The sequence below is a fragment of the Williamsia sp. z71 genome (genome assembly GCF_059553375.1).
The window spans coordinates 71,122-90,680 of record NZ_JCANWX010000005.1 but is presented as its reverse complement, the minus strand read 5'-3'; the positions used below and the strand labels follow the sequence as shown (position 1 = coordinate 90,680).

General features: G+C 67.4%; 13 protein-coding genes. All 13 read left to right on the top strand.

What is annotated here, in order from left to right; all coding sequences use genetic code 11:
- The first annotated feature begins 393 nt into the window (after positions 1-393).
- The gene (locus AC51GR_RS13415; protein WP_496325141.1) at positions 394-4,056 is read left to right on the top strand and encodes a transglutaminase family protein; all 3,663 of its coding nucleotides are present in this window, start codon (positions 394-396) and stop codon (positions 4,054-4,056) included.
- Positions 4,053-6,770 (top strand): circularly permuted type 2 ATP-grasp protein, encoded by a 2,718-nt coding sequence (locus tag AC51GR_RS13410; protein WP_496325140.1) that lies wholly within the window; start codon positions 4,053-4,055, stop codon positions 6,768-6,770. The genes AC51GR_RS13415 and AC51GR_RS13410 overlap by 4 nt, the downstream gene beginning before the upstream one ends.
- Entirely contained in the window at positions 6,771-7,700 is a 930-nt protein-coding gene (locus AC51GR_RS13405; protein ID WP_496325139.1) for a transglutaminase family protein, read from the top strand.
- Positions 7,701-7,755: 55 nt separating this feature from the next.
- Positions 7,756-8,904: a phosphotransferase family protein gene (locus AC51GR_RS13400; RefSeq protein WP_496325138.1), complete on the top strand. Its 1,149-nt coding sequence runs from the start codon at positions 7,756-7,758 to the stop codon at positions 8,902-8,904.
- A gap of 12 nt (positions 8,905-8,916) precedes the next feature.
- Positions 8,917-10,308, top strand: coding sequence for a replication-associated recombination protein A (locus AC51GR_RS13395; protein WP_496325137.1), 1,392 nt, complete (start codon positions 8,917-8,919; stop codon positions 10,306-10,308).
- 168 nt (positions 10,309-10,476) lie between these two features.
- Positions 10,477-13,140: an alanine--tRNA ligase gene (gene alaS / locus AC51GR_RS13390; RefSeq protein ID WP_496325136.1), complete on the top strand. Its 2,664-nt coding sequence runs from the start codon at positions 10,477-10,479 to the stop codon at positions 13,138-13,140.
- Complete coding sequence (gene ruvX / locus AC51GR_RS13385; RefSeq protein ID WP_496325135.1) at positions 13,137-13,589, top strand: Holliday junction resolvase RuvX; 453 nt, start codon at positions 13,137-13,139, stop codon at positions 13,587-13,589. The genes alaS and ruvX overlap by 4 nt, the downstream gene beginning before the upstream one ends.
- Entirely contained in the window at positions 13,586-15,355 is a 1,770-nt protein-coding gene (gene mltG, locus AC51GR_RS13380) for an endolytic transglycosylase MltG (RefSeq protein ID WP_496325134.1), read from the top strand. Before ruvX ends, mltG begins: the two co-directional genes overlap by 4 nt.
- A complete protein-coding gene (locus AC51GR_RS13375) occupies positions 15,355-16,176 on the top strand; it encodes a shikimate dehydrogenase (protein ID WP_496325133.1) in 822 nt (273 codons plus the stop codon). Before mltG ends, AC51GR_RS13375 begins: the two co-directional genes overlap by 1 nt.
- A gap of 80 nt (positions 16,177-16,256) precedes the next feature.
- Positions 16,257-16,658 carry a prepilin peptidase gene (locus tag AC51GR_RS13370; protein ID WP_496325132.1) on the top strand — a complete coding sequence of 134 codons (402 nt, stop codon included), beginning with the start codon at positions 16,257-16,259 and terminating at the stop codon, positions 16,656-16,658.
- Positions 16,659-16,695: 37 nt separating this feature from the next.
- Positions 16,696-17,904, top strand: a complete 1,209-nt coding sequence (gene aroC, locus AC51GR_RS13365) for a chorismate synthase (protein WP_496325131.1) — start codon at positions 16,696-16,698, stop codon at positions 17,902-17,904.
- Positions 17,901-18,425: a shikimate kinase gene (locus AC51GR_RS13360; RefSeq protein WP_496325130.1), complete on the top strand. Its 525-nt coding sequence runs from the start codon at positions 17,901-17,903 to the stop codon at positions 18,423-18,425. Before aroC ends, AC51GR_RS13360 begins: the two co-directional genes overlap by 4 nt.
- Positions 18,422-19,537 (top strand): 3-dehydroquinate synthase, encoded by a 1,116-nt coding sequence (aroB, locus tag AC51GR_RS13355; protein WP_496325129.1) that lies wholly within the window; start codon positions 18,422-18,424, stop codon positions 19,535-19,537. The genes AC51GR_RS13360 and aroB overlap by 4 nt, the downstream gene beginning before the upstream one ends.
- Positions 19,538-19,559: the final 22 nt, after the last annotated feature.

Here is a 19,559-nt window from a genome sequence, read left to right as displayed (position 1 = left end):
GTTCGCACAAGCTTTCGAATAAACTTACATTCCTTGCACCGCAGCATATTTCGCAGAACTTTCCGAGAAGATCGGGCAGTCTATCGAACGGGTCGGACACTTTCGAATACCGCTTTCCGATTGCGTTCGGACCGTAGCGTCAGCGGATTCGATGGGTCACCAGATGTAACCACCGCGTGATCGTCAGGTAGCGATGTGGCTCGCCGAGGTCTCGCCCGGTGCCGTCGAGCAGATGCCCCACCCGTTGCTCGAGGCCGGTGTCCCGGCGGGTGGGATTGCATACGAGGTGTTCGGCCCTGGCTACCGGTGGCCCAGGTCCTGTCCCCGGCGGAGGCGCCGAGATTGTGATCAACTTGCAGCCTGACATTTTGGGACCCATGGAGGTAACGCCAGTTGACCATCAAGGTGGCACTCGAGCACCGGACCACGTACAACTTCGACAGGTTGACGAAGGTCTACCCACATGTCCTTCGGCTGCGGCCGGCGCCACACTCACGAACCCCGATCGAGGCTTACTCGCTCAAGGTCGAACCCGGCGACCATTTCATCAACTGGCAGCAGGACGCCTTCAGCAACTACCTGGCGCGCCTGGTGTTTCCGGAACCGACAACGGTCCTGAGCTTCACGGTGGGTCTGGTCGCCGACCTCACCGCGATCAACCCGTTCGACTTCTTCATCGAGGAGTGGGCCGAACACGTCGGCTTCGAGTACCCGGAAGAGCTTCGTCGTGATCTCGAGGTCTATCTGCGACCCGTCGACGAGACCGGCCCGGATCCGTTGGTGGCCAAGTGGGTCGACGACCACCGCGCGTCCGGGAAGATGCGCGTCATCGATTACCTGGTCCAGCTGAATTCAGCCGTCCGGGACGATGTTCGGTACACGGTGCGGCTCGAGGCAGGTGTGCAGGCGCCGGAGTTCACCCTCGACAGCGGCGTCGGTTCGTGCCGGGACTCCGCGTGGTTGCTCGTTGCGATTCTGCGGCGCCTCGGCCTGGCGGCCCGTTTCGTCTCCGGTTATCTCGTCCAGTTGACATCCGACATCAAGTCGATCGACGGTCCGTCCGGTCCTGACGCCGACTTCACCGACCTGCATGCCTGGACCGAGGTGTACCTGCCCGGCGCGGGCTGGGTGGGCATGGACCCCACCTCGGGCCTGTTCGCCGGCGAGGGCCACATCCCGCTCGCAGCCACACCGCATCCGGGTGCGGCCGCGCCGATCACCGGTGCCACCGGCAAATGCCATGCGGTGATGGACTTCTCGAACGAGGTCTCCCGCTTCCACGAGGATCCGCGGGTGACCCTGCCGTACTCGGGTGATCAGTGGAAGCGGATCGTCAATCTCGGCACCGATCTCGACGACCGGATGCGCAAGGCCGATGTCCGCCTGACGATGGGCGGTGAGCCGACCTTCGTCTCCCTGGACAATCAGGTGGACCCGGAGTGGCTGACCGATGCCGACGGACCCCACAAACGTTCGCTGGCCTCCGATCTGGCCGATCGCGTCAAGAAGATCTACGCGCCGAGCGGCCTGGTGCAGCGCGGCCAGGGCAAGTGGTACCCCGGGGAGCCGTTGCCGCGGTGGCAGATCGACCTGATCTGGCGTGCCGACGGAAAGGCGCTCTGGAACAACCCCGACCTGCTGGACGACCCGTGGCCCACCAAAGAAGCCGCGCAGGCCACCATGGACTGGCAGGCGCCCGGTGGACTCGGGCCGACCGATCCGGCAACGGCCAAGGCGCCCAAGGCCTTCGTCTCGGCACTGGCCCGTCGTCTGCGACTCCCGGATTCACAGGTGATGCCCGCCTACGAGGACCCGCTGCTCAGACTCGCCGAGTTGGTGCGACTGCCGGTGGGTGCACCCCCGGACGCGGAAGCGAAGGCATCCGAGGCCACCGAGGACGACCTGACACCCGACAAGGATTCGGCCGAGGTGCGTCAACGCCTGCTGGCCGAGCTTGATTCGTCGGTCAGCAGCCCCACCGCCTACGTGATGCCGATCAATCGGGCCCCGGACGGCGTGGGTTGGCAGAGTGCCTTGTGGAAAACGCGACGTGGTCGTTTGGTGCTCAGTCCGGGTAACTCTCCCGCAGGTTTGCGGCTGCCGCTCGACGCTCTTTTCTGGGAACCGAACATGCAGTTCTTCCCGGCCGACCCGACCGCATTCGACATCGATCCACTCGACGAGCTCACCGGGTCGGATGAGCCGCCGGCACCTGCCGTTGCGGAACCGCCGGCCGCCGCCGCACCACAGATGCCGCGGACCGGAATGGCCGGAGAACCGTTACCCGGTGCCCGACCCGGTACGTCGGTGGGGAACACCGGTGTTCCCGGCGGCGGTGAGCCGCTGTGGATCACGCCGGAGATGCAGAAGGCCCGGGCCGCTGCCGAAGTGGCGAAGGCCGCGGAAGCGGAAGCGGCGGCGCAGACCGCTGCAGAACAGACCGACCTCGACGTCGTCGAACCCTCCGGTCGAGCGGTCACCGCGTTGGTGGCCGAAGAGCGGGGCGGTGTGCTGTACGTGTTCCTGCCACCGACCGAGAGCGGCGACGACTTCGCCGAGCTGGTCAGCCTGGTCGAGCGCAGCGCCGAGGAGGTGGGCAAGCCGGTGGTCATCGAGGGTTATGGCCCGCCGGCGGATCCGCGACTGACATCCTTGACGATCACCCCCGACCCCGGTGTCATCGAGGTCAACATCCAGCCCACGTCGTCATTCGTCGAGCAGTCCGAACTCCTCGAAACCCTGTACGACCAGGCTCGCCGGGTCCGGCTGGGGACCGAGTCGTTCGACCTCGACGGCAGCCACGGCGGAACCGGCGGCGGCAACCACATCACGCTCGGCGGCATCCGCCCGGCCGATTCCCCGATGTTGCGTCGGCCGGATCTCCTCGTCTCGATGCTGACCTACTGGCAGCTGCATCCGTCGCTGTCATATCTGTTCTCGGGACGATTCATCGGCACCACCTCACAGGCGCCGCGCGTCGACGAGGGGCGCGAGAGTTCGCTCTACGAACTCGAGGTCGCCTTTGCCGAGATCGATCGCATCAGCGACGAGGCTCGTCGAGACAGCATGAACACCGGGGCCGGCAACAGCTCCCATCACCTGCCATGGGTCACCGATCGGGCGCTGCGCCACCTGCTCACCGACATCACCGGCAACACCCACCGTGCCGAGTTCTGCATCGACAAGCTCTACAGCCCCGACTCGACCCGCGGCCGGCTCGGCCTCCTCGAACTCCGGGGCTTCGAGATGCCACCGCATCATCAGATGGCGATGGTGCAGTCGTTGCTCGTGCGCAGCCTGGTCTCTTGGTTCTGGGACAAGCCCTACCGGGCTCGGCTGCAACGCCACGGCGCCGACCTTCATGGCCGGCATCTGCTGCCGTACTACGTGATCGAGGACATCTCCAACGTCGCCGAAGATCTCCGCGAGGCGGGCTACGACTTCGACACCGCCTGGCTGGCCCCCTTCACCGAGTTCCGCTTCCCGCGTCTGGGCACGGTGCACATCCGCGATGTCGAGATCGAACTGCGCGGCGCGATCGAACCCTGGAACGTCCTGGGGGAGGAGTCCGCGTTCGGTGGCACCGCCCGCTACGTCGACTCGTCGATCGAACGGGTGCAGCTGCGGGTGCTCGGCGGTGACATGAATCGATTCGTCCTGACCTGCAACGGTGTCCCGGTCCCGCTGGCGTCCACCGGCCGCGCCGGGGAGACGGTCGCGGGCATCCGGTTCCGGGCATGGCAGCCACCGAGCGCCCTGCACCCGACCATCACCATCGACAGTCCGCTGGTCTTCGATCTCATCGACACCCACAACGGGCGGTCGGTGGGCGGCGCGACCTATCACGTGATCCATCCCGGTGGTCGGGCGTACGAACGCCCACCGGTGAACGCGGTGGAGGCCGAGTCGCGTCGCAACGGTCGTTTCGAGGCGTCCGGACATCAGGTCGGCACCGTCGACACGGCCGAACTCCGGGAATATCAGGCCAGGCTGGCGACCGATTCCGGTGTGCCGATGATCTTGGATCTACGGCGAGCACGTACAGTCCTTCGGTGACAACGCCAAGGATCGAACCCGCCGGAATTCTGGACCGATACCGGTCTGACCGGTACGGATTGTTCGATCTGTCGGCCCTGCCGGGATCCCCGAGCGGACCCTTCGACGAACTCTTCGACGGCACCGGTGCCGTCCGCACGCAGTGGTCCGGTCTGATCGATGGTCTCGAGCGGATGGGCGATACCGGCCTCCGCCAGGCCGATCGGCGGGTGCGCACCCTCATCGACGACGACGGCATCACCTACAACGTGCCGACCGGGACCACCACGCGGCAGAGCCGCTGGGAACTGGACTGTGTGCCGCTGTTGATCGACGGCGCCGAATGGCAGGCCCTGGAGAAGGGCATCGAGCAACGCGCCCGGGTGCTCGACGCGCTGCTGTCGGATGTCTATGCCGACCAGAGAGCGATCACCTCGGGTGTGGTGCCGCCGGAACTGATCTACGGGCATCCCAGCTTCGTCCGCAAGGCCGCGCGTTTCCCTCAGGTGTGGTCGCACATGCTGTTCATGCATGCCTGTGACATCGGCCGACTGCCGAGCGGTGAGTACCTGGCCTACTCCGACCGGACGCAGGCGCCGTCCGGTGCCGGCTACGCCTTGGCCGACCGGCACCTCATGTCGCGGGCGTTCCCACGGCTCCTGCAGCGATGCGTGCCGCGACCGATGTCGGCGTTCGCGGCCACGGTCCGGATCGCGACGTTCGAGTACGCCCCGCAGGGCATCGAAGAACCGACGGTTGCGGTGCTGACACCGGGCTCGTTGTCGGAGACCGCGTTCGACCAGGCTTACCTGGCCTCGATCCTCGGCTTCCCATTGGTCGAGGCCGCCGACCTGGTGGTCCGCGACGGTGCGGTCTACATGCGTTCGCTGGGAACGTTCAAGAGGCTCGACGTGATCATCAGGCGGGTCGACTCCGACTATTCCGATCCGCTGGACCTACGTGCCGATTCCCGGCTCGGTGTCACCGGTCTGGTGGAGGCGGTGTCGCGCGGTTCGGTCACCGTCCTGAACACACTCGGCAGCGGCGTGCTCGAGAACCCGGCGTTGCACACCGTCCTACCCGCACTGAGCAAGCACTTCCTCGGTGAGGACCTCTTGCTGGACTCGGTGCAGACATATTGGGCCGGAAACGATCTCGAACGCGGCAAGTTGTCGACCGATCTGCCGCTGCTGGGCATCACCAACTTCCGGACCGGCGAAGAGTTCACCGGACCGGCACTGAGTTCGGCTGCGATCGAGACGTTGCGCGCGCGGATCGCCGCCGAACCGTGGCAGTGGGTCGGCCGTGTCCTGGAACGATTTTCGGTTGCGCCGTCGTCCACACCCGGCCCCAACCGGTCCAGCGAGGGTACCGGTTCACCACTGCGCGCGGCACCGGTCGGCATCCGTTCGTTCAGCGTCGCGCAGGGGTCGGGGTACGCGGTCCTGCCCGGTGGCCTCGGTCAGGTACTCGCCGAGGGAGCTGCCGGGTCGGCGATGAATGCCGTTGCCGGAAAAGATGTCTGGGTGACCACCATGGAACCGGCCGCAGGCCAGACCCGGGTGGAGGAATCGGGCGGTACGCCCGAACGCAGCCGGCCGATCATCGTCTCCGGCACGGGTCCGAGCGCGATCCGTTCGAGTTCCGACCCGGTCGTCAGTTCGCCTCGCGTGTTGTCCGACCTGTTCTGGTTCGGTCGCTACGGTGAACGCGCCGAATTGACCACCCGGATGGTCAAGGTCGCGCGCGAGCGTTACGAGGACTATCGCTACCGTCCATGGATGACGGGCACGGCGTCGATCCCGTTGTTCTTGAGCGCAATTGCGTCGGCGTCCGGCAATCGGGCCGTGCTGCAGGACACCAGGGGATTACTCGACTTCGACAGCAGCAAACCGCCGGATCCCGACGAGGTCCTGGCTGCGACCACCCGCTTGCACATGATGACCAGCGCCCGGCGGACGCCCGGATCGGTCGCCTTCGCGGTGGACCGTCTGCAACAACTGGCCCGTGCGATCCGCGACCAGTTGTCGACGAGCACGTGGATGGTGCTCGGCTCCGTCGACCGCGCGCTGGCCGAACTGGGTACCGGACCGGCGGCCGGCGCGGGCGAGGACACCGAGCGTGACGGTTCCGAACTCGGCCGGGCACACGACGACATCCTGCACGGACTGCTGGCCCTGGCCGGATTGCAGGCCGAGTCGATGGTGCACGACCCGGGCTGGCTGTTCATGGACATCGGGCGCCGGGTGGAGCGCGCGCAGCTGCTGGCCGGCCTGACGTCGGCCATTCTGGTGCCCCAGCACGACTCGGACACCGAACAGGGGCTGCTGGAGGCATATCTGTCGGCGAGCGAGTCGGTGATCATCTACCGCCGCCGCAACCGCGGCATCGTCCGGCTCGGCTCGGTGGCCGACCTGATGCTGTTCGACGAGGGCAATCCGCGGGCGATGATCTACCAACTTCAGACGCTGCGCCACGACCTGAGCGCGCTGCCGTCGATCGTCCGCTCCGCTGCCGCCGAGCGCATCGTCGAGGATCTGGTGGCTGAACTGCGCCGGGTCGACCCGGCGGACCTGGCCGCGATCGGTGCCGGCGGCGAGCGGGTGGAGTTGGCCGAGTTGATGCGCACGCTCGACAAGGGCCTCCGGGAGCTCTCGGACGTGCTCGGGCGCACCAGATTTGCCTATCCGGTCGACATGCAGCCACTCTGGGGTGCCGGATCGGAGGGGACGTAAGTGAACACTGCAGAGCAACAGCCACGGTCCGTCGCAGGTCTGGTCGAAGGCGCGACACGACGGTACAAGGTCACCCACCGAACCCGCTACGACTACGACGACGTGGTCAGCAGCAGTTATGGCCGCTGCCATCTCCAACCCCGTGACCTGCCCGGTCAACGGGTGATCGACAGCGCGATCACCATCGACCCCGAGCCGTCGGACCGTTCGACAGGCGTCGACATCTACGGCAACTACGACAGCTACTTCCACGTCCGTACCCCGCATCGGCGCCTCGAGGTCACCGGTGTGTCCACCGTGGACGTCGACCCGCTCGATCAGGATCTGCTCAACTCGGCCGCGGCCCGCGGACCGTGGGAAGCGGCCCGCCCATCCGGGCCGCAGGGCGCCCGTGCGGTCGAGTTCCGCCTCGACCTCTACCCGCCGGAGATCAGCGCCGCGGTCATCGACTACGCGTCGACGATCTTCACGCCCGGCGCGCCGTTGCTCGACGTCGTGGTGCAACTGACCGGCCGTATCTTCCGCGATTTCACCTACCGCTCGGGTTCCACGGCCATCAGCACGAAGGTCGACACGGTCATGGAACGTCGGGAGGGTGTCTGCCAGGATTTTGCGCGGGTGGCCATCGCGTGTCTGCGGTCCCGCGGGCTCGCCGCCCGCTACGTCTCGGGTTATCTGGCCACCGATCCGCCGCCGGGACGTGAGCGGATCTTCGGGGCCGACGCCTCGCATGCGTGGGCGGCGGTGTGGCTGCCGGGCGACCGCTGGATCGCCTTCGACCCCACCAACGACAAACTCGTCGACGAACGCCATGTCACGGTCGCCTGGGGTCGCGATTACGACGATGTGCCGCCGTTGCGGGGCGTCATCTACACCGAATCCAGGAAGAGCCGGATCGATGTTTCGGTCGACGTTTCCCCGGAAAATTGAGGCTCATTTCCCGTGGCAGTGAAACACGTCCTACCTTTTGGGTAAGTTGTAGGGGATGACTGTTCTTGCCGATAGCCAGAAAACCGGCGCGGTGCAGGCGGCAGAGCGGCTTCTCGCCGCTCGCGCAGGCGCCCCGGTGTCCTTAGCCGAACCCTATGACCTCGGTGGCAGCGGTCGTACCCAGGTCTTGCGTGTTCGAGTCGCCCAGAACCCGTTCTCGGCGGACCGCACGCTGGTGATCAAGGTTCTCGGCGCCGGGGAGACCGGATCCGGGGACTCCTTCTATCGCGAGGTGGCGTCGTACAAGTACGCCAACACACTCCCGACGGCATCCCGCCCGGGTCCGGCCCTGATCGCCTTCGACCTGGCCTCCCGGGTCCTGGTCTTGACCGACCTCGGTGACGGCCGTTCGATGACCGAACTGCTCAGCAGCAACGACACCGCTGCCGTCGGCAGCTCACTGAGCGCCTGGGGCCAGGCACTGGGCCGCATGCATGCGGCCACCGTCGGCGGTGAGAACGATTTCGCGGCCTTGCTCCGGCAGGGCAGCGATGGTGTCGCCACCGACGCGCTGCACAGCCAGTTCGCAGCCGCGGTGACCTCGGCACCCAAGGTCGTCCGCGACATGCTCGGTTCGGACCTCGACCCGGCCGTCCTCCAATTGCTCGAGGCCGCCCGCGACCTGTTCGGCGAAGGTGAGCACCGGGCCTTCAGCCCGTCGGACGTCGGCCCGGAGAACATCCTGATCAACGGCGACGGCGTGCGGTTCCTCGACTACGAGTGGGGTGGTTTCCGCGACGCCACGCTCGACATCGCATACGCGCTGGTGACGTTTGCGCCGTGGTTGACACCGAGTTCGTCCGCCGACCGCGTCGACCTCGAGACCCTGATGCTCGATGCCTGGCGCTCCGAGGTGCAGGCGATCTGGCCGAGCCTGGGCTCCGACCGCGAACTGGCGCGAAAAGCCGTACTCGCCCGGTTGGCGTGGGTGTGGCTGTCCACGATGTGGATGCTGCCGGTCGACGACGCCGACGTGGGTCGTGCCGACGAAGCCCACGGTCTGGCGTTGAGCACTTCCGATCCCCGCGTGATCGTGGACCGCTGGTCCGGGCTGGCCGCTGCCGCCCGTCGGGCCGCCGAGCCCGCGCTGGCCGATTTCGCGGAGTCGGTCGGTCAGGCGCTGGATTCGTCCTGGCTGCACTGACGCCGCACAGTCATGACCACTGAACAGGGCGGCCTTTTCGATGCCCCCTCGGCCCCGCCCGAGCTGATCACCAGCGGACTGCAGCGGCCCGCCATGAGTGCGCCGCTCGCTGTCCGGATGCGGCCACAGACCCTCGAAGAGATCGTCGGACAGGAGCACCTGCTCGAGCCGGGATCCCCGCTGCGACGGCTGATCGACGGTTCCGGCGCGGCGTCGGTGCTGTTGTTCGGCCCGCCGGGCACGGGCAAGACGACCATGGCGGCGCTGATCTCGACTGCCGCCGGCGGCCGCTTCGAGGCGCTCTCGGCGTTGTCGTCGGGTGTGAAAGAAGTGCGCGCGGTGATCGATGCCGCGCGCCGACGCCTCATCGCCGGTACGCAGACCGTGCTGTTCATCGACGAGGTCCACCGGTTCTCCAAAACCCAGCAGGATGCGCTGCTCGACGCGGTGGAGAACCGGATCGTGCTGCTCGTCGCCGCGACCACCGAGAATCCGTCCTTCTCGGTGGTGGCACCGCTGTTGTCCCGATCGCTCGTCCTGCAACTACGGTCCCTGAGCAACGCCGACATCCGCAAGCTGCTGGTGCGGGCCGCCGCCGACCCCCGTGGACTCGACGGCGCGGTCACGATCGACGACGACGCCCTCGATCATCTGGAGAAGATCTCCGGCGGAGACGCGCGGCGCGGACTGACCGCGCTCGAGGCCGCCGCCGGCGCAGTCCTGGCCGACACCTCCACCGACGCGGGCACCGGTCCCGGTGACGTGGCCGTGGTCACGTTGGCCTACGTCGAATCCGCGGTTGATCGGGCGGCCGTACGGTACGACCGTGGGGGTGATCAGCATTACGACGTCACCAGCGCCTTCATCAAGTCCATCCGGGGCTCCGATGTGGATGCCGCCCTGCACTATCTGGCCCGGATGATCAGCGCGGGGGAGGACCCGCGATTCATCGCCCGCCGACTGGTCGTGCACGCCAGCGAAGACATCGGCATGGCCGACCCGACGGCGCTGCAGACGGCCACGGCCGCCGCGCAGGCCGTCCAGCTGATCGGAATGCCCGAGGCCCGGCTCGCCCTGGCCCAGGCCACGATTCACCTCGCGACGGCCCCCAAGTCGGCCGCGGTGATCAACGCGATCGGCGCCGCCATCGCCGACGTCGAGGGCGGCAAGGCCGGTGCGGTCCCGCCGCATCTGCGCGATGGACACTATGCGGGCGCCGCAAAGCTGGGCAACGCCGTGGGTTACCGGTTCCCGCACGACGCCCCGGACGGTGTGTTGCCGCAGCAGTACCCGCCGGACGAGTTGGTCGGCGTCGACTACTACGAGCCCACCGAACGAGGCCGCGAACGTGACATCGGGGCGCGCTTGGGCCGCCTGCGCAACATCATCCGCGGGCGTCGGTGACACCGGAGACGGGTTTGTCGGGTCTGGAGGGTGCGACTCCGGCGTGGCCTTGCCAGTAGTGTGGGTTAGTCACGTTCTAATAAACGGATGCCGATTCGCCTGGAACCAGGTGGAGTCACAGAGTATGGGCCTGGACAACCAGGTGGAGTCACAGAGTGAGGACAGTCAGTGCAGACGCATGAGATCAGGAAGCGGTTCCTGGATCACTTCATCAAGGCCGGACATGTCGAGGTGCCGAGCGCGTCGCTGATCCTCGAGGACCCGAACCTTCTCTTCGTCAACGCGGGCATGGTGCCGTTCAAGCCGTACTTCCTCGGCGAGCAGACCCCGCCGTACGTGCGGGCCACCAGCATCCAGAAGTGTGTTCGTACCCTCGACATCGAGGAAGTGGGCATCACCACACGTCACAACACGTTCTTCCAGATGGCCGGCAACTTCTCGTTCGGCGATTACTTCAAGCGCGAAGCGATCCATTTCGCCTGGACCCTGCTGACCAACTCTGTCGACGACGGCGGATACGGCATCGACCCGACGCGCCTGTGGCCGACCGTGTACCTCGACGACGACGAGGCCGCCGCGATCTGGCGGGACGAGATCGGTGTGCCCGCCGAGCGGATCCAGCGCCGCGGCATGAAAGACAACTACTGGTCGATGGGTGTCCCGGGACCCTGTGGACCGAGCTCGGAGATCTTCTACGACCGCGGCCCCGACTACGGCGTCGAGGGAGGCCCCGAAGCCGACGAGGACCGCTACATCGAGATCTGGAACCTGGTCTTCATGCAGAACCAGCGGGGTCCCGGTGGTGGCAAGGACGGCTACGAGATCCTCGGACCGCTGCCCAAGAAGAACATCGACACCGGCATGGGCATCGAACGCGTCGCGTGCATCCTCCAGGGCGTCGAGAACGTTTACGAAACAGATCTTTTGGCCCCGGTCATCGGCGTCGCCGAACGCCTGACCGGCCGCACCTACGGCGCCGACCCGGCAGAATCGGTCCGGTTCCGCGTCATCGCCGATCACGCCCGCACCGCGGTGATGTTGATCGCCGACGGGATCACCCCCGGCAACGACGGTCGCGGCTACGTGCTGCGACGCCTGTTGCGGCGGATCGTGCGCTCGGCCCGGCTCCTCGGTGCCACCGGCGCCACGATGAAGGCGTTCACCGACGCCGTCATCGACACGATGACCGCGTCGTACCCCGAACTCGCCGATCAGCGGGCCCGGATCGTGGCCACCGCGGTCGGTGAGGAAGATGCCTTCCTCAAGACCCTGACCGCGGGTTCGCGACTGTTCGACGACGCCGCGGCGACCACCAGGGCCTCCGGTGCCACCCGGATCAGCGGCAAAGACGCGTTCGCACTGCACGACACCTACGGTTTCCCGATCGACCTCACCCTGGAGATGGCCGCCGAGGCCGGGCTGTCGGTGGACGAGTCCGGCTTCAAGGAGCTGATGACCGAGCAGCGGCAGCGCGCGAAGGCAGATGCGACCGCCCGCAAAGCCGGTCACGCGGACCTCAGTGTCTACCGTGAGTTCCTCGATCGGGGACCGACCGTGTTCACCGGGTTCGACGAACTCAATTCGGAGTCAAAGGTTTTGGGTCTGGTCGCTGACGGACAGCGCGTGCGCAGCGCGTTCGCCGGTCAGGAGATCGAGGTGATCCTGGACCGCAGCCCGCTCTACGCCGAGGCCGGCGGCCAGATCGCCGACATCGGGACCATCACCACGTCGTCGGGTCTGCGCCTGACGGTCAAAGACGTTCAGAAGGTCGGCAAGTCGGTCTGGTTGCACCGCGCCGTCATCGAAGAGGGCGAGATCGCCGAAGGTGACGAAGTCCTCACCCAGGTCGACGCCGCCTGGCGTCATGGCGCCACCCAGGGCCACTCCGGCACCCACCTCGTGGGAGCCGCATTGCGTCAGGTGCTCGGACCGACGGCAACACAGGCGGGTTCACTGAACCGGCCCGGCTACCTGCGGTTCGACTTCGCATCGCAGGGCGCGCTGACCGAGGCGCAGCGCGGCGAGATCGAAGAGATCACCAACGCTGCAGTCGAGGCGAACTACCCGGTCAACACGTTCGAGACCGGAATCGACGATGCCAAGGCGATGGGCGCGCTCGCGCTCTTCGGTGAGAACTACGGCGACGTCGTCCGAGTGGTCGAGATGGGTGGACCGTTCTCGATGGAGCTGTGCGGTGGAACCCATGTCGGTTCGTCGGCGCAGGTCGGCCCGGTCACGCTGCTCGGCGAGTCGTCGGTCGGTTCCGGCGTGCGACGGGTCGAGGCATACGTCGGGCTCGACTCCTACCGCTACCTGGCCAAGGAACGCGCGTTGCTCGCCGGTCTGGCCACGTCGCTGAAGGTGCCGAGTGATCAGGTGCCCGGCCGCGTCGAGTCGCTCGTCACCAAGCTCAAGGAAGCCGAAAAACAGATCGAGAAGATGCGGGCCGATGCGGCGAAGGCCGCGGTCGGTTCGCTGATCGGTGACGCGACGCGGGTCGGCGACGTGCTCGTGGTCGCAGGCAAGCTCGACGGCATGGATGCCGGAGACCTGCGGACTCTGGCCGCGGACCTGCGCGGACGCGTGGGCACGGACAACGCTGTGGTGGTGCTGTTCTCGGCGTCGGGTGACAAGGTCCCGTTCGCCGTCGCGACCACCTCTGCCGCCCGCGACGCGGGAATCAAGGCCGGTGACCTGGTTCGCGAACTCGCGCCGCTGGTCTCGGGCAGGGGCGGCGGAAAGCCGGACCTGGCACAGGGTTCCGGAACCGACGCCGCGGGTATCGATTCGGCGCTGGTCCGGCTGCGTGAACTGGTCGGCTCGGCTCGATGACGTTGACGCCGCGAGGGCGCCGGATCGCCATCGACGTCGGCAGTGTGCGGATCGGAGTGGCCTCGTGCGATCCCGACGGGATCTTGGCCACTCCGGTCGAGACCGTCGCCCGCACCCCCAAAAGTGACGCCGATTTACGGCGACTCGCCGAAATCATCGCCGAATACGACGCGGTTGGCGTTATCGTCGGATTGCCGAAAACGTTGCGCGACGAGCACGGTCATGCGGCTGCCCTCGCCACCGAGTTCGGTGACGCGCTGGCGCAGCGCATCTCGCCGGTGCCGGTGATGTATTCCGATGAACGTTTGACCACGGTGACCGCACAACAAGCTCTACGTTCGTCCGGTGTTCGGGCGAAGTCCCAGAAATCTGTGATCGATCAGGCAGCTGCCACCGCGATCCTCCAGAACTGGCTGGATCTGCAGGCAAGTCAGGAAGGCCGCGGGTGAGTGACGACCGATCCGACAATCGTCGAGCCGAGGCAGAGCCGGGACGCCGTCGCCGGCGCGCGGACACCCCCTATGACCCCGATCGTCTGAAGTACTTCACCCAGGGAAACGGCGGGGCGCCGAGCCGCAGACGCGGACCCGAGGTGATCCCGCCGCGGGATCCGGCCGCGAGTCGTCGCACACCGCCGCCTCCGCCCCGGACGACTCCTCCGCGGCGGGCGACACCGCCACCGCCTGCCGACCCCCGGTGGGAGCCCGAGCCCGGGAGCGGCCCGCCGCCGTCGCAGCCGTTCCCGCAGCAGCAACCGCCGTCGCAGCCGTTCCCGCGACAGCAACCGCCCTCGCAGCCGTTCCCGCGACAGCAACCGCCGTCGCAGCCGTTCCCGCGACAGCAACCGCCGTCGCAGCCGTTCCCGCGACAGCAACCGCCCTCGCAGCCGTTCCCGCGCCAGCGGCCGGGTCCTCGGTCTGTCGAGCCCGCGCATCCCCACGCCTACGACCCCGATCCGAGGCATGACGAGCGGGAACCCTACGTCGATCCGGGTCGTGCCGAGTACACCCGCCGAGACGAAACGGCCCGAGCCCGTTCACCCAAGCGCACCGCCGCGGCGGCAGCGCGCCGCAAGAAGCGGAAATTGGTCGTCATCTCGGCCGCGGTCGTCTTCATGCTGGCGCTGGCCGCGGGCATCGGTTACGCCGGACTGCGCGTTGTCGGTTTCTTCGGATCCGAGGACAAGGACTTCACCAATGTCGCCGGCACCTCGGACGTCCTGGTGTCGATCCCGCAGGACGCGACGTTGACGCAGTTCGGCGAGATCCTCGAAGAGAACGACGTGGTGGGCAGCGTCAACGCCTTCACGCTCGCGGCCGACGACCAGCCGATCTCGGCGGGCTTCTACAAACTCCGCACCGAGATCCCGGCCAGTACCGCCGTATCGATGCTGACGAACATGGACAACCGCGTCGGCCGGGTGGTCATCCCCGAAGGCCTGCAGCTCGACTCCAAGGAAGGCATCGACGGCAAGACCACCTTGGGCATCTTCGCCCGGGTTGCGCAGGCCACCACCGTCGATCTCAACGGCGTGAAGGAGGGCTCCACGGTCGAGGACCTGGCCCAGGCCGCGGCGACCGCCACACCGGAGGAGCTCGGTGTGCCCGAGTGGGCCGTGGACGCGGTGTCGTCGCTCGATGGAGATCATCGCCGTATCGAGGGCCTGATCGCCCCGACGTCGTGGGAGATGATCGATCCGGGGCTGACCCCGGTGGAGATGCTGAACTACCTGATCTCGCGCAGTGCAGCCCTGTTCGCGCAGTGGGGGCTACCCGAGTCCGGCACCTCGTCGACGGGGCTGAACCCGTACGAGACCCTGGTGTCGGCATCGATCGTCGAGCGTGAGGTCAACACCGCCGAGGACTATCCGAAGGTGGCCCGGGTCATCGCCAATCGGCTCGGTGTCGACCAGGCGCTGCAGATGGATTCGACGGTCAACTACACCTCGGCGATCCAGAACATCGATGTGGCCGGTGACGATTTCATCGCCCCCACCGAATGGAACACCTACCAGCAGAAGGGTTTACCGCGCACCCCGATCGGTGCGGTCGGTCAGCCCGCATTGCTGGCCGCGCTCGAACCGCCGGCCGGTAACTGGTTGTACTTCGTCACGATCGATCAGCAGGGGACCACTCTGTTCACCGAGGACTACGAGCAGCACATGCGCAACCGCCAACAGGCCTGCGACAACTCGATTCTCCAGACCAACTGCTGATGACCGGGCAGGGCAGAGCCGCCGCGATCCTGGGATCGCCGGTGGCACACTCGAAGTCGCCTGCGCTGCACCTGGCGGCGTATCGGGCGCTGGGTCTTGTCGACTGGACCTACGAGCGTATCGAGTGCACGGCCGAGCAACTCCCATCCCTGGTCTCCGGGATGGACGAGAAGTACATCGGGTTCTCGGTGACGATGCCCGGCAAGCGCGCCGCGCTCGAGTTCGCCGATCACCGCACCGACCGTGCGGTCGCGGTGGGGTCGGCCAACACACTCGTCCGCGTGCCGGGTGGTTGGCGGGCGGACTGCACCGACATCGACGGTGCGGCGGCAGCCCTGGCCGAACTCGAGATCGATCAGGCCCCGGCACACCACGCCGTCGTTGTCGGGGCGGGTGGAACGGCCGCCCCGGTTCTGGCGGCCCTGGCCGGTGCCGGGATCGGTGAGGTGAGCATCGTCGCGCGCAGCCGGGCGCGGGCCGCCGAGGTGCTGGCGGTCGCCGATGCGCTGGGCCTGGCCACCGACGTCCTGCCCTTCGAACCGACGTCGCAACTATCGGACCGGGCGGCAACGGCTGCCGTGGTGGTCAACACCGTTCCCGCGACTGCTGCCGAGCCGCTGGCCGGGGCCCTGGCTCCGGCGGCGCGTCTGTTCGACGTCATCTACAGTCCCTGGCCGACCCCGCTGGCCGCCGCGGTGAGCGGCTCCGGTGGCGCCGTGGTCGGTGGACTGGTGATGCTCCTGAACCAGGCGCTGGGACAGGTCGAGCAATTCACCGGCATGAAGGCGCCGCTGGACGCGATGGCCGCCGCGCTCGACTGATCTGTCCACAGACCCGATGCCCGTCCACAATCGGCCGTCGGCGGACCGGACGGCGGGTGCGGCTGCGCGAAGGTGGGTGAGTGCACCTTGTCGTCGGGATCGTGGGGTTCTGGTTCGTGGCGCTGGCCGGTGCCGACGTGCGGACGCGCCGGCTGCCGAACAGCATCGTCCTACCCGGTGTGCTCGGCGCGGTTGCCGGGACGATGTCCAGCCCTTCCGCCGGCGGCGGCCTGCTGGTGGCCGGCGGCATCTACCTGGTCGCGTTCTGGTTCGGGGGCTGTGGCGGCGGAGATGTGAAACTGGCCGTGGTCGTCGGTGCGATGGCCGGTTCACCCACCACCGCAGCAGCCGCGGTGTTGCTCGCGCAGGTGCTCACCCTCGGACAGGTCCTGATCGGCCGTGCGGGCGGCGTCCGGTCGCACTATGCCCCGCACGGCCCGGCACTGTGCGCATCCGCCGCACTCATCTGCGGGATCTGGTGACCGCGGGGGGATCTGCCGACAGCCCACGTTGATGGGCGTGGAACAATTGGGAACTGTGTTGCGCTGGAGTACTGCCGGAGAATCCCATGGTCCCGCACTGGTAGCCGTCCTGGAAGGGATGGTGGCCGGTGTCGAGGTGACCTCGTCGCAGGTTGCTGACCAATTGGCCCGCCGCCGTCTCGGTTACGGACGGGGTGCGCGGATGAAGTTCGAGGCCGACCAGGTCACCCTGGTCGGCGGTGTCCGCCACGGATTGACGATGGGCGGCCCGGTCGCCATCGAGATCGGCAACACCGAATGGCCCAAGTGGGAGACCGTGATGTCGGCCGACCCGGTCCCCGCCGAAGAGCTCGAGGGCATCGCCCGGAACGCGCCGTTGACCCGGCCCCGGCCCGGCCACGCCGACTACTCCGGCATGCTCAAGTACGGCTTCGACGACGCCCGCCCGGTCCTGGAACGGGCCAGTGCCCGCGAGACCGCAGCCCGCGTCGCGATCGGCACCGTCGCCCGCAACTTCCTGCGTCAGGTCCTCGGTATCGAGGTGCTCTCGCACGTGATCTCCATCGGCGCCTCCGATCCCTATGTCGGTGCCGCGCCGGTCTACTCGGACCTCGAGCAGATCGACGCCAGCCCGGTGCGGGCGTATTCGACCGAGGCCGAGGCCTCGATGATCGCCGAGATCGAAGCCGCGAAACGCGACGGTGACACGCTCGGTGGTGTTGTCGAGGTCGTCGCCACCGGTGTGCCCGTGGGTCTGGGCTCGCACGTCAGCGGCGATCGTCGTCTCGATTCCCGTCTGGCCGGTGCGCTGATGGGCATCCAGGCCATCAAGGGTGTCGAGGTCGGCGACGGTTTCGAGACCGCCCGTCGTCGCGGCAGTGCCGCACACGACGAGATGATCCCCGGCCCGGGTGGTGCAGTCCGTTCGACGAACCGCGCAGGCGGGCTCGAAGGCGGGATGACCAACGGTGAGTCCATCCGGGTCCGTGCTGCCATGAAGCCGATTTCCACAGTGCCGAAAGCGCTTTCGACGATGGACATGACCACCGGAGAACAGGCCACGGCCATTCACCAGCGGTCCGACGTCTGTGCCGTACCGGCCGCGGGTGTTGTCGCCGAGTCGATGGTGGCCCTGGTGTTGGCGCAGGCGGCCCTGGAGAAGTTCGGTGGCGACTCTGCCGTCGAGACCGCGGACAACCTTGCCGGCTACCTCAAGCGGGTGGCCGCACACCTGCCCTCGTCGTGACCGGGTCGACCGGCCCGCGGGTCGTGCTCATCGGCTTCATGGGCTCGGGCAAGACCACGGTCGGACAACAACTGGCCCGCGTTCTGGGGTGCGAGTGGAAAGACAGCGACGTCGAGATCGAGCGGCGGAGCGGCCGGACCATCCCCGAGATCTTCACCGACGGTGAAGACGCGTTTCGTGCCTACGAACGCGAGATCGTGGCCGACCTGCTGCGGACCCACACCGGTGTGCTGTCGCTGGGTGGTGGCGCCGTCCTGACGGCGGCCACCCGCGAGCTACTCGCCGGGCATCCGGTCGTGTACCTCAGAGTGGATGCCGAACAAGGGTTTGCCCGGGTCGCGAACTCCAGCCGTCCGCTGCTGAAGGTGGACAACCCCAAGCAGGCGTATCGCGACCTGCTGGCACAACGAGATTCGATCTACCAGGGCGCGGCCACCATCGTGGTGGATGCGCATCCGCACCAGCGTGTGGTCGCCGACGAGATCATCACCCAACTGACCGAGCAGGAGGCCACCAAGTGACCGAGCAAGCCGCACCCATCCGCGTACCGGTGAACAGTGAGAGCCCCTACGAGGTCATCATCGGCCGCGGCCTGCTGACCGATCTGGTCGAGGCGGTCGCCGGCGCCGATTCGGTGGCGATCCTCTATCAGCCCTCCCTTGCCGAGACCGCGGAACTCATCCGAAAGACATTGGACGAGAACAACTTCAACGCACATCGGATCGAGATCCCGGATGCCGAGGCGGGCAAGGAACTCTCGGTTGCCTCGTTCTGCTGGGAGGTCTTCGGCCGGATCGGGATGAAGCGCAACGACGTGGTGGTCTCGCTCGGCGGGGGCGCGGCAACCGACCTGTCCGGGTTCGTCGCGGCCACCTGGATGCGGGGGATCCCGGTCGTCCACGTGCCGACCACACTGCTGGCCATGGTCGACGCCGCGGTCGGCGGCAAGACCGGCATCAACACCGACGCCGGCAAGAACCTGGTCGGATCCTTCCACGAGCCGCGCGCAGTGCTGATCGACATCGCGACGCTGGAGACGGTGCCACGCAACGAGATCATCGCCGGCATGGCGGAGGTCATCAAGACCGGTTTCATCGCCGACCCGGAGATCCTGGACCTGATCGAGGCGGACCCGCAGGCGGCCCTCGACCCCACCGGTCCGGTCCTGCCCGAACTGATCGAACGGTCCGTGCGCGTCAAGGCCCAGGTGGTCGCGGCAGATCTGCGGGAGTCCTCGCTGCGCGAGATCCTCAACTACGGCCATACCCTCGGCCACGCCATCGAGCGCCGTGAGAAGTACCGCTGGCGTCACGGCGCGGCGGTGTCCGTGGGCCTGGTCTACGCCGCCGAACTCGGCAGGCTGGCCGGACGACTCGACGACGCCACCGCGGATCGGCACCGCAGCGTGCTCGAGAGTGTCGGACTGCCGGTCGGCTACGACGCCGACGCATTGCCCGATCTCCTCAAGGGCATGGCGGGGGACAAGAAGAACCGTTCGGGCATGCTGCGGTTCGTCGTCCTCGACGGCCTGGCCAAGCCCGGACGCCTGGAGGCCCCCGATCCCTCGCTGCTCGCCGCGGCGTACTCCACCGTCGCCAAGGACGAGCCCACCAACGGTTCGATCCTGCTCTAGCCCTTCACGGCGCCGGGACCAC

What these genes read in the sequence shown, in the direction of transcription:
- ruvX (WP_496325135.1), top strand. Translation starts at nt 13,137, where the DNA reads ATGACGTTGACGCCGCGAGGGCGCCGGATCGCCATCGACGTCGGCAGT.
- AC51GR_RS13395 (WP_496325137.1), top strand. Translation starts at nt 8,917, where the DNA reads ATGACCACTGAACAGGGCGGCCTTTTCGATGCCCCCTCGGCCCCGCCC.
- AC51GR_RS13375 (WP_496325133.1), top strand. Translation starts at nt 15,355, where the DNA reads ATGACCGGGCAGGGCAGAGCCGCCGCGATCCTGGGATCGCCGGTGGCA.
- AC51GR_RS13400 (WP_496325138.1), top strand. Translation starts at nt 7,756, where the DNA reads ATGACTGTTCTTGCCGATAGCCAGAAAACCGGCGCGGTGCAGGCGGCA.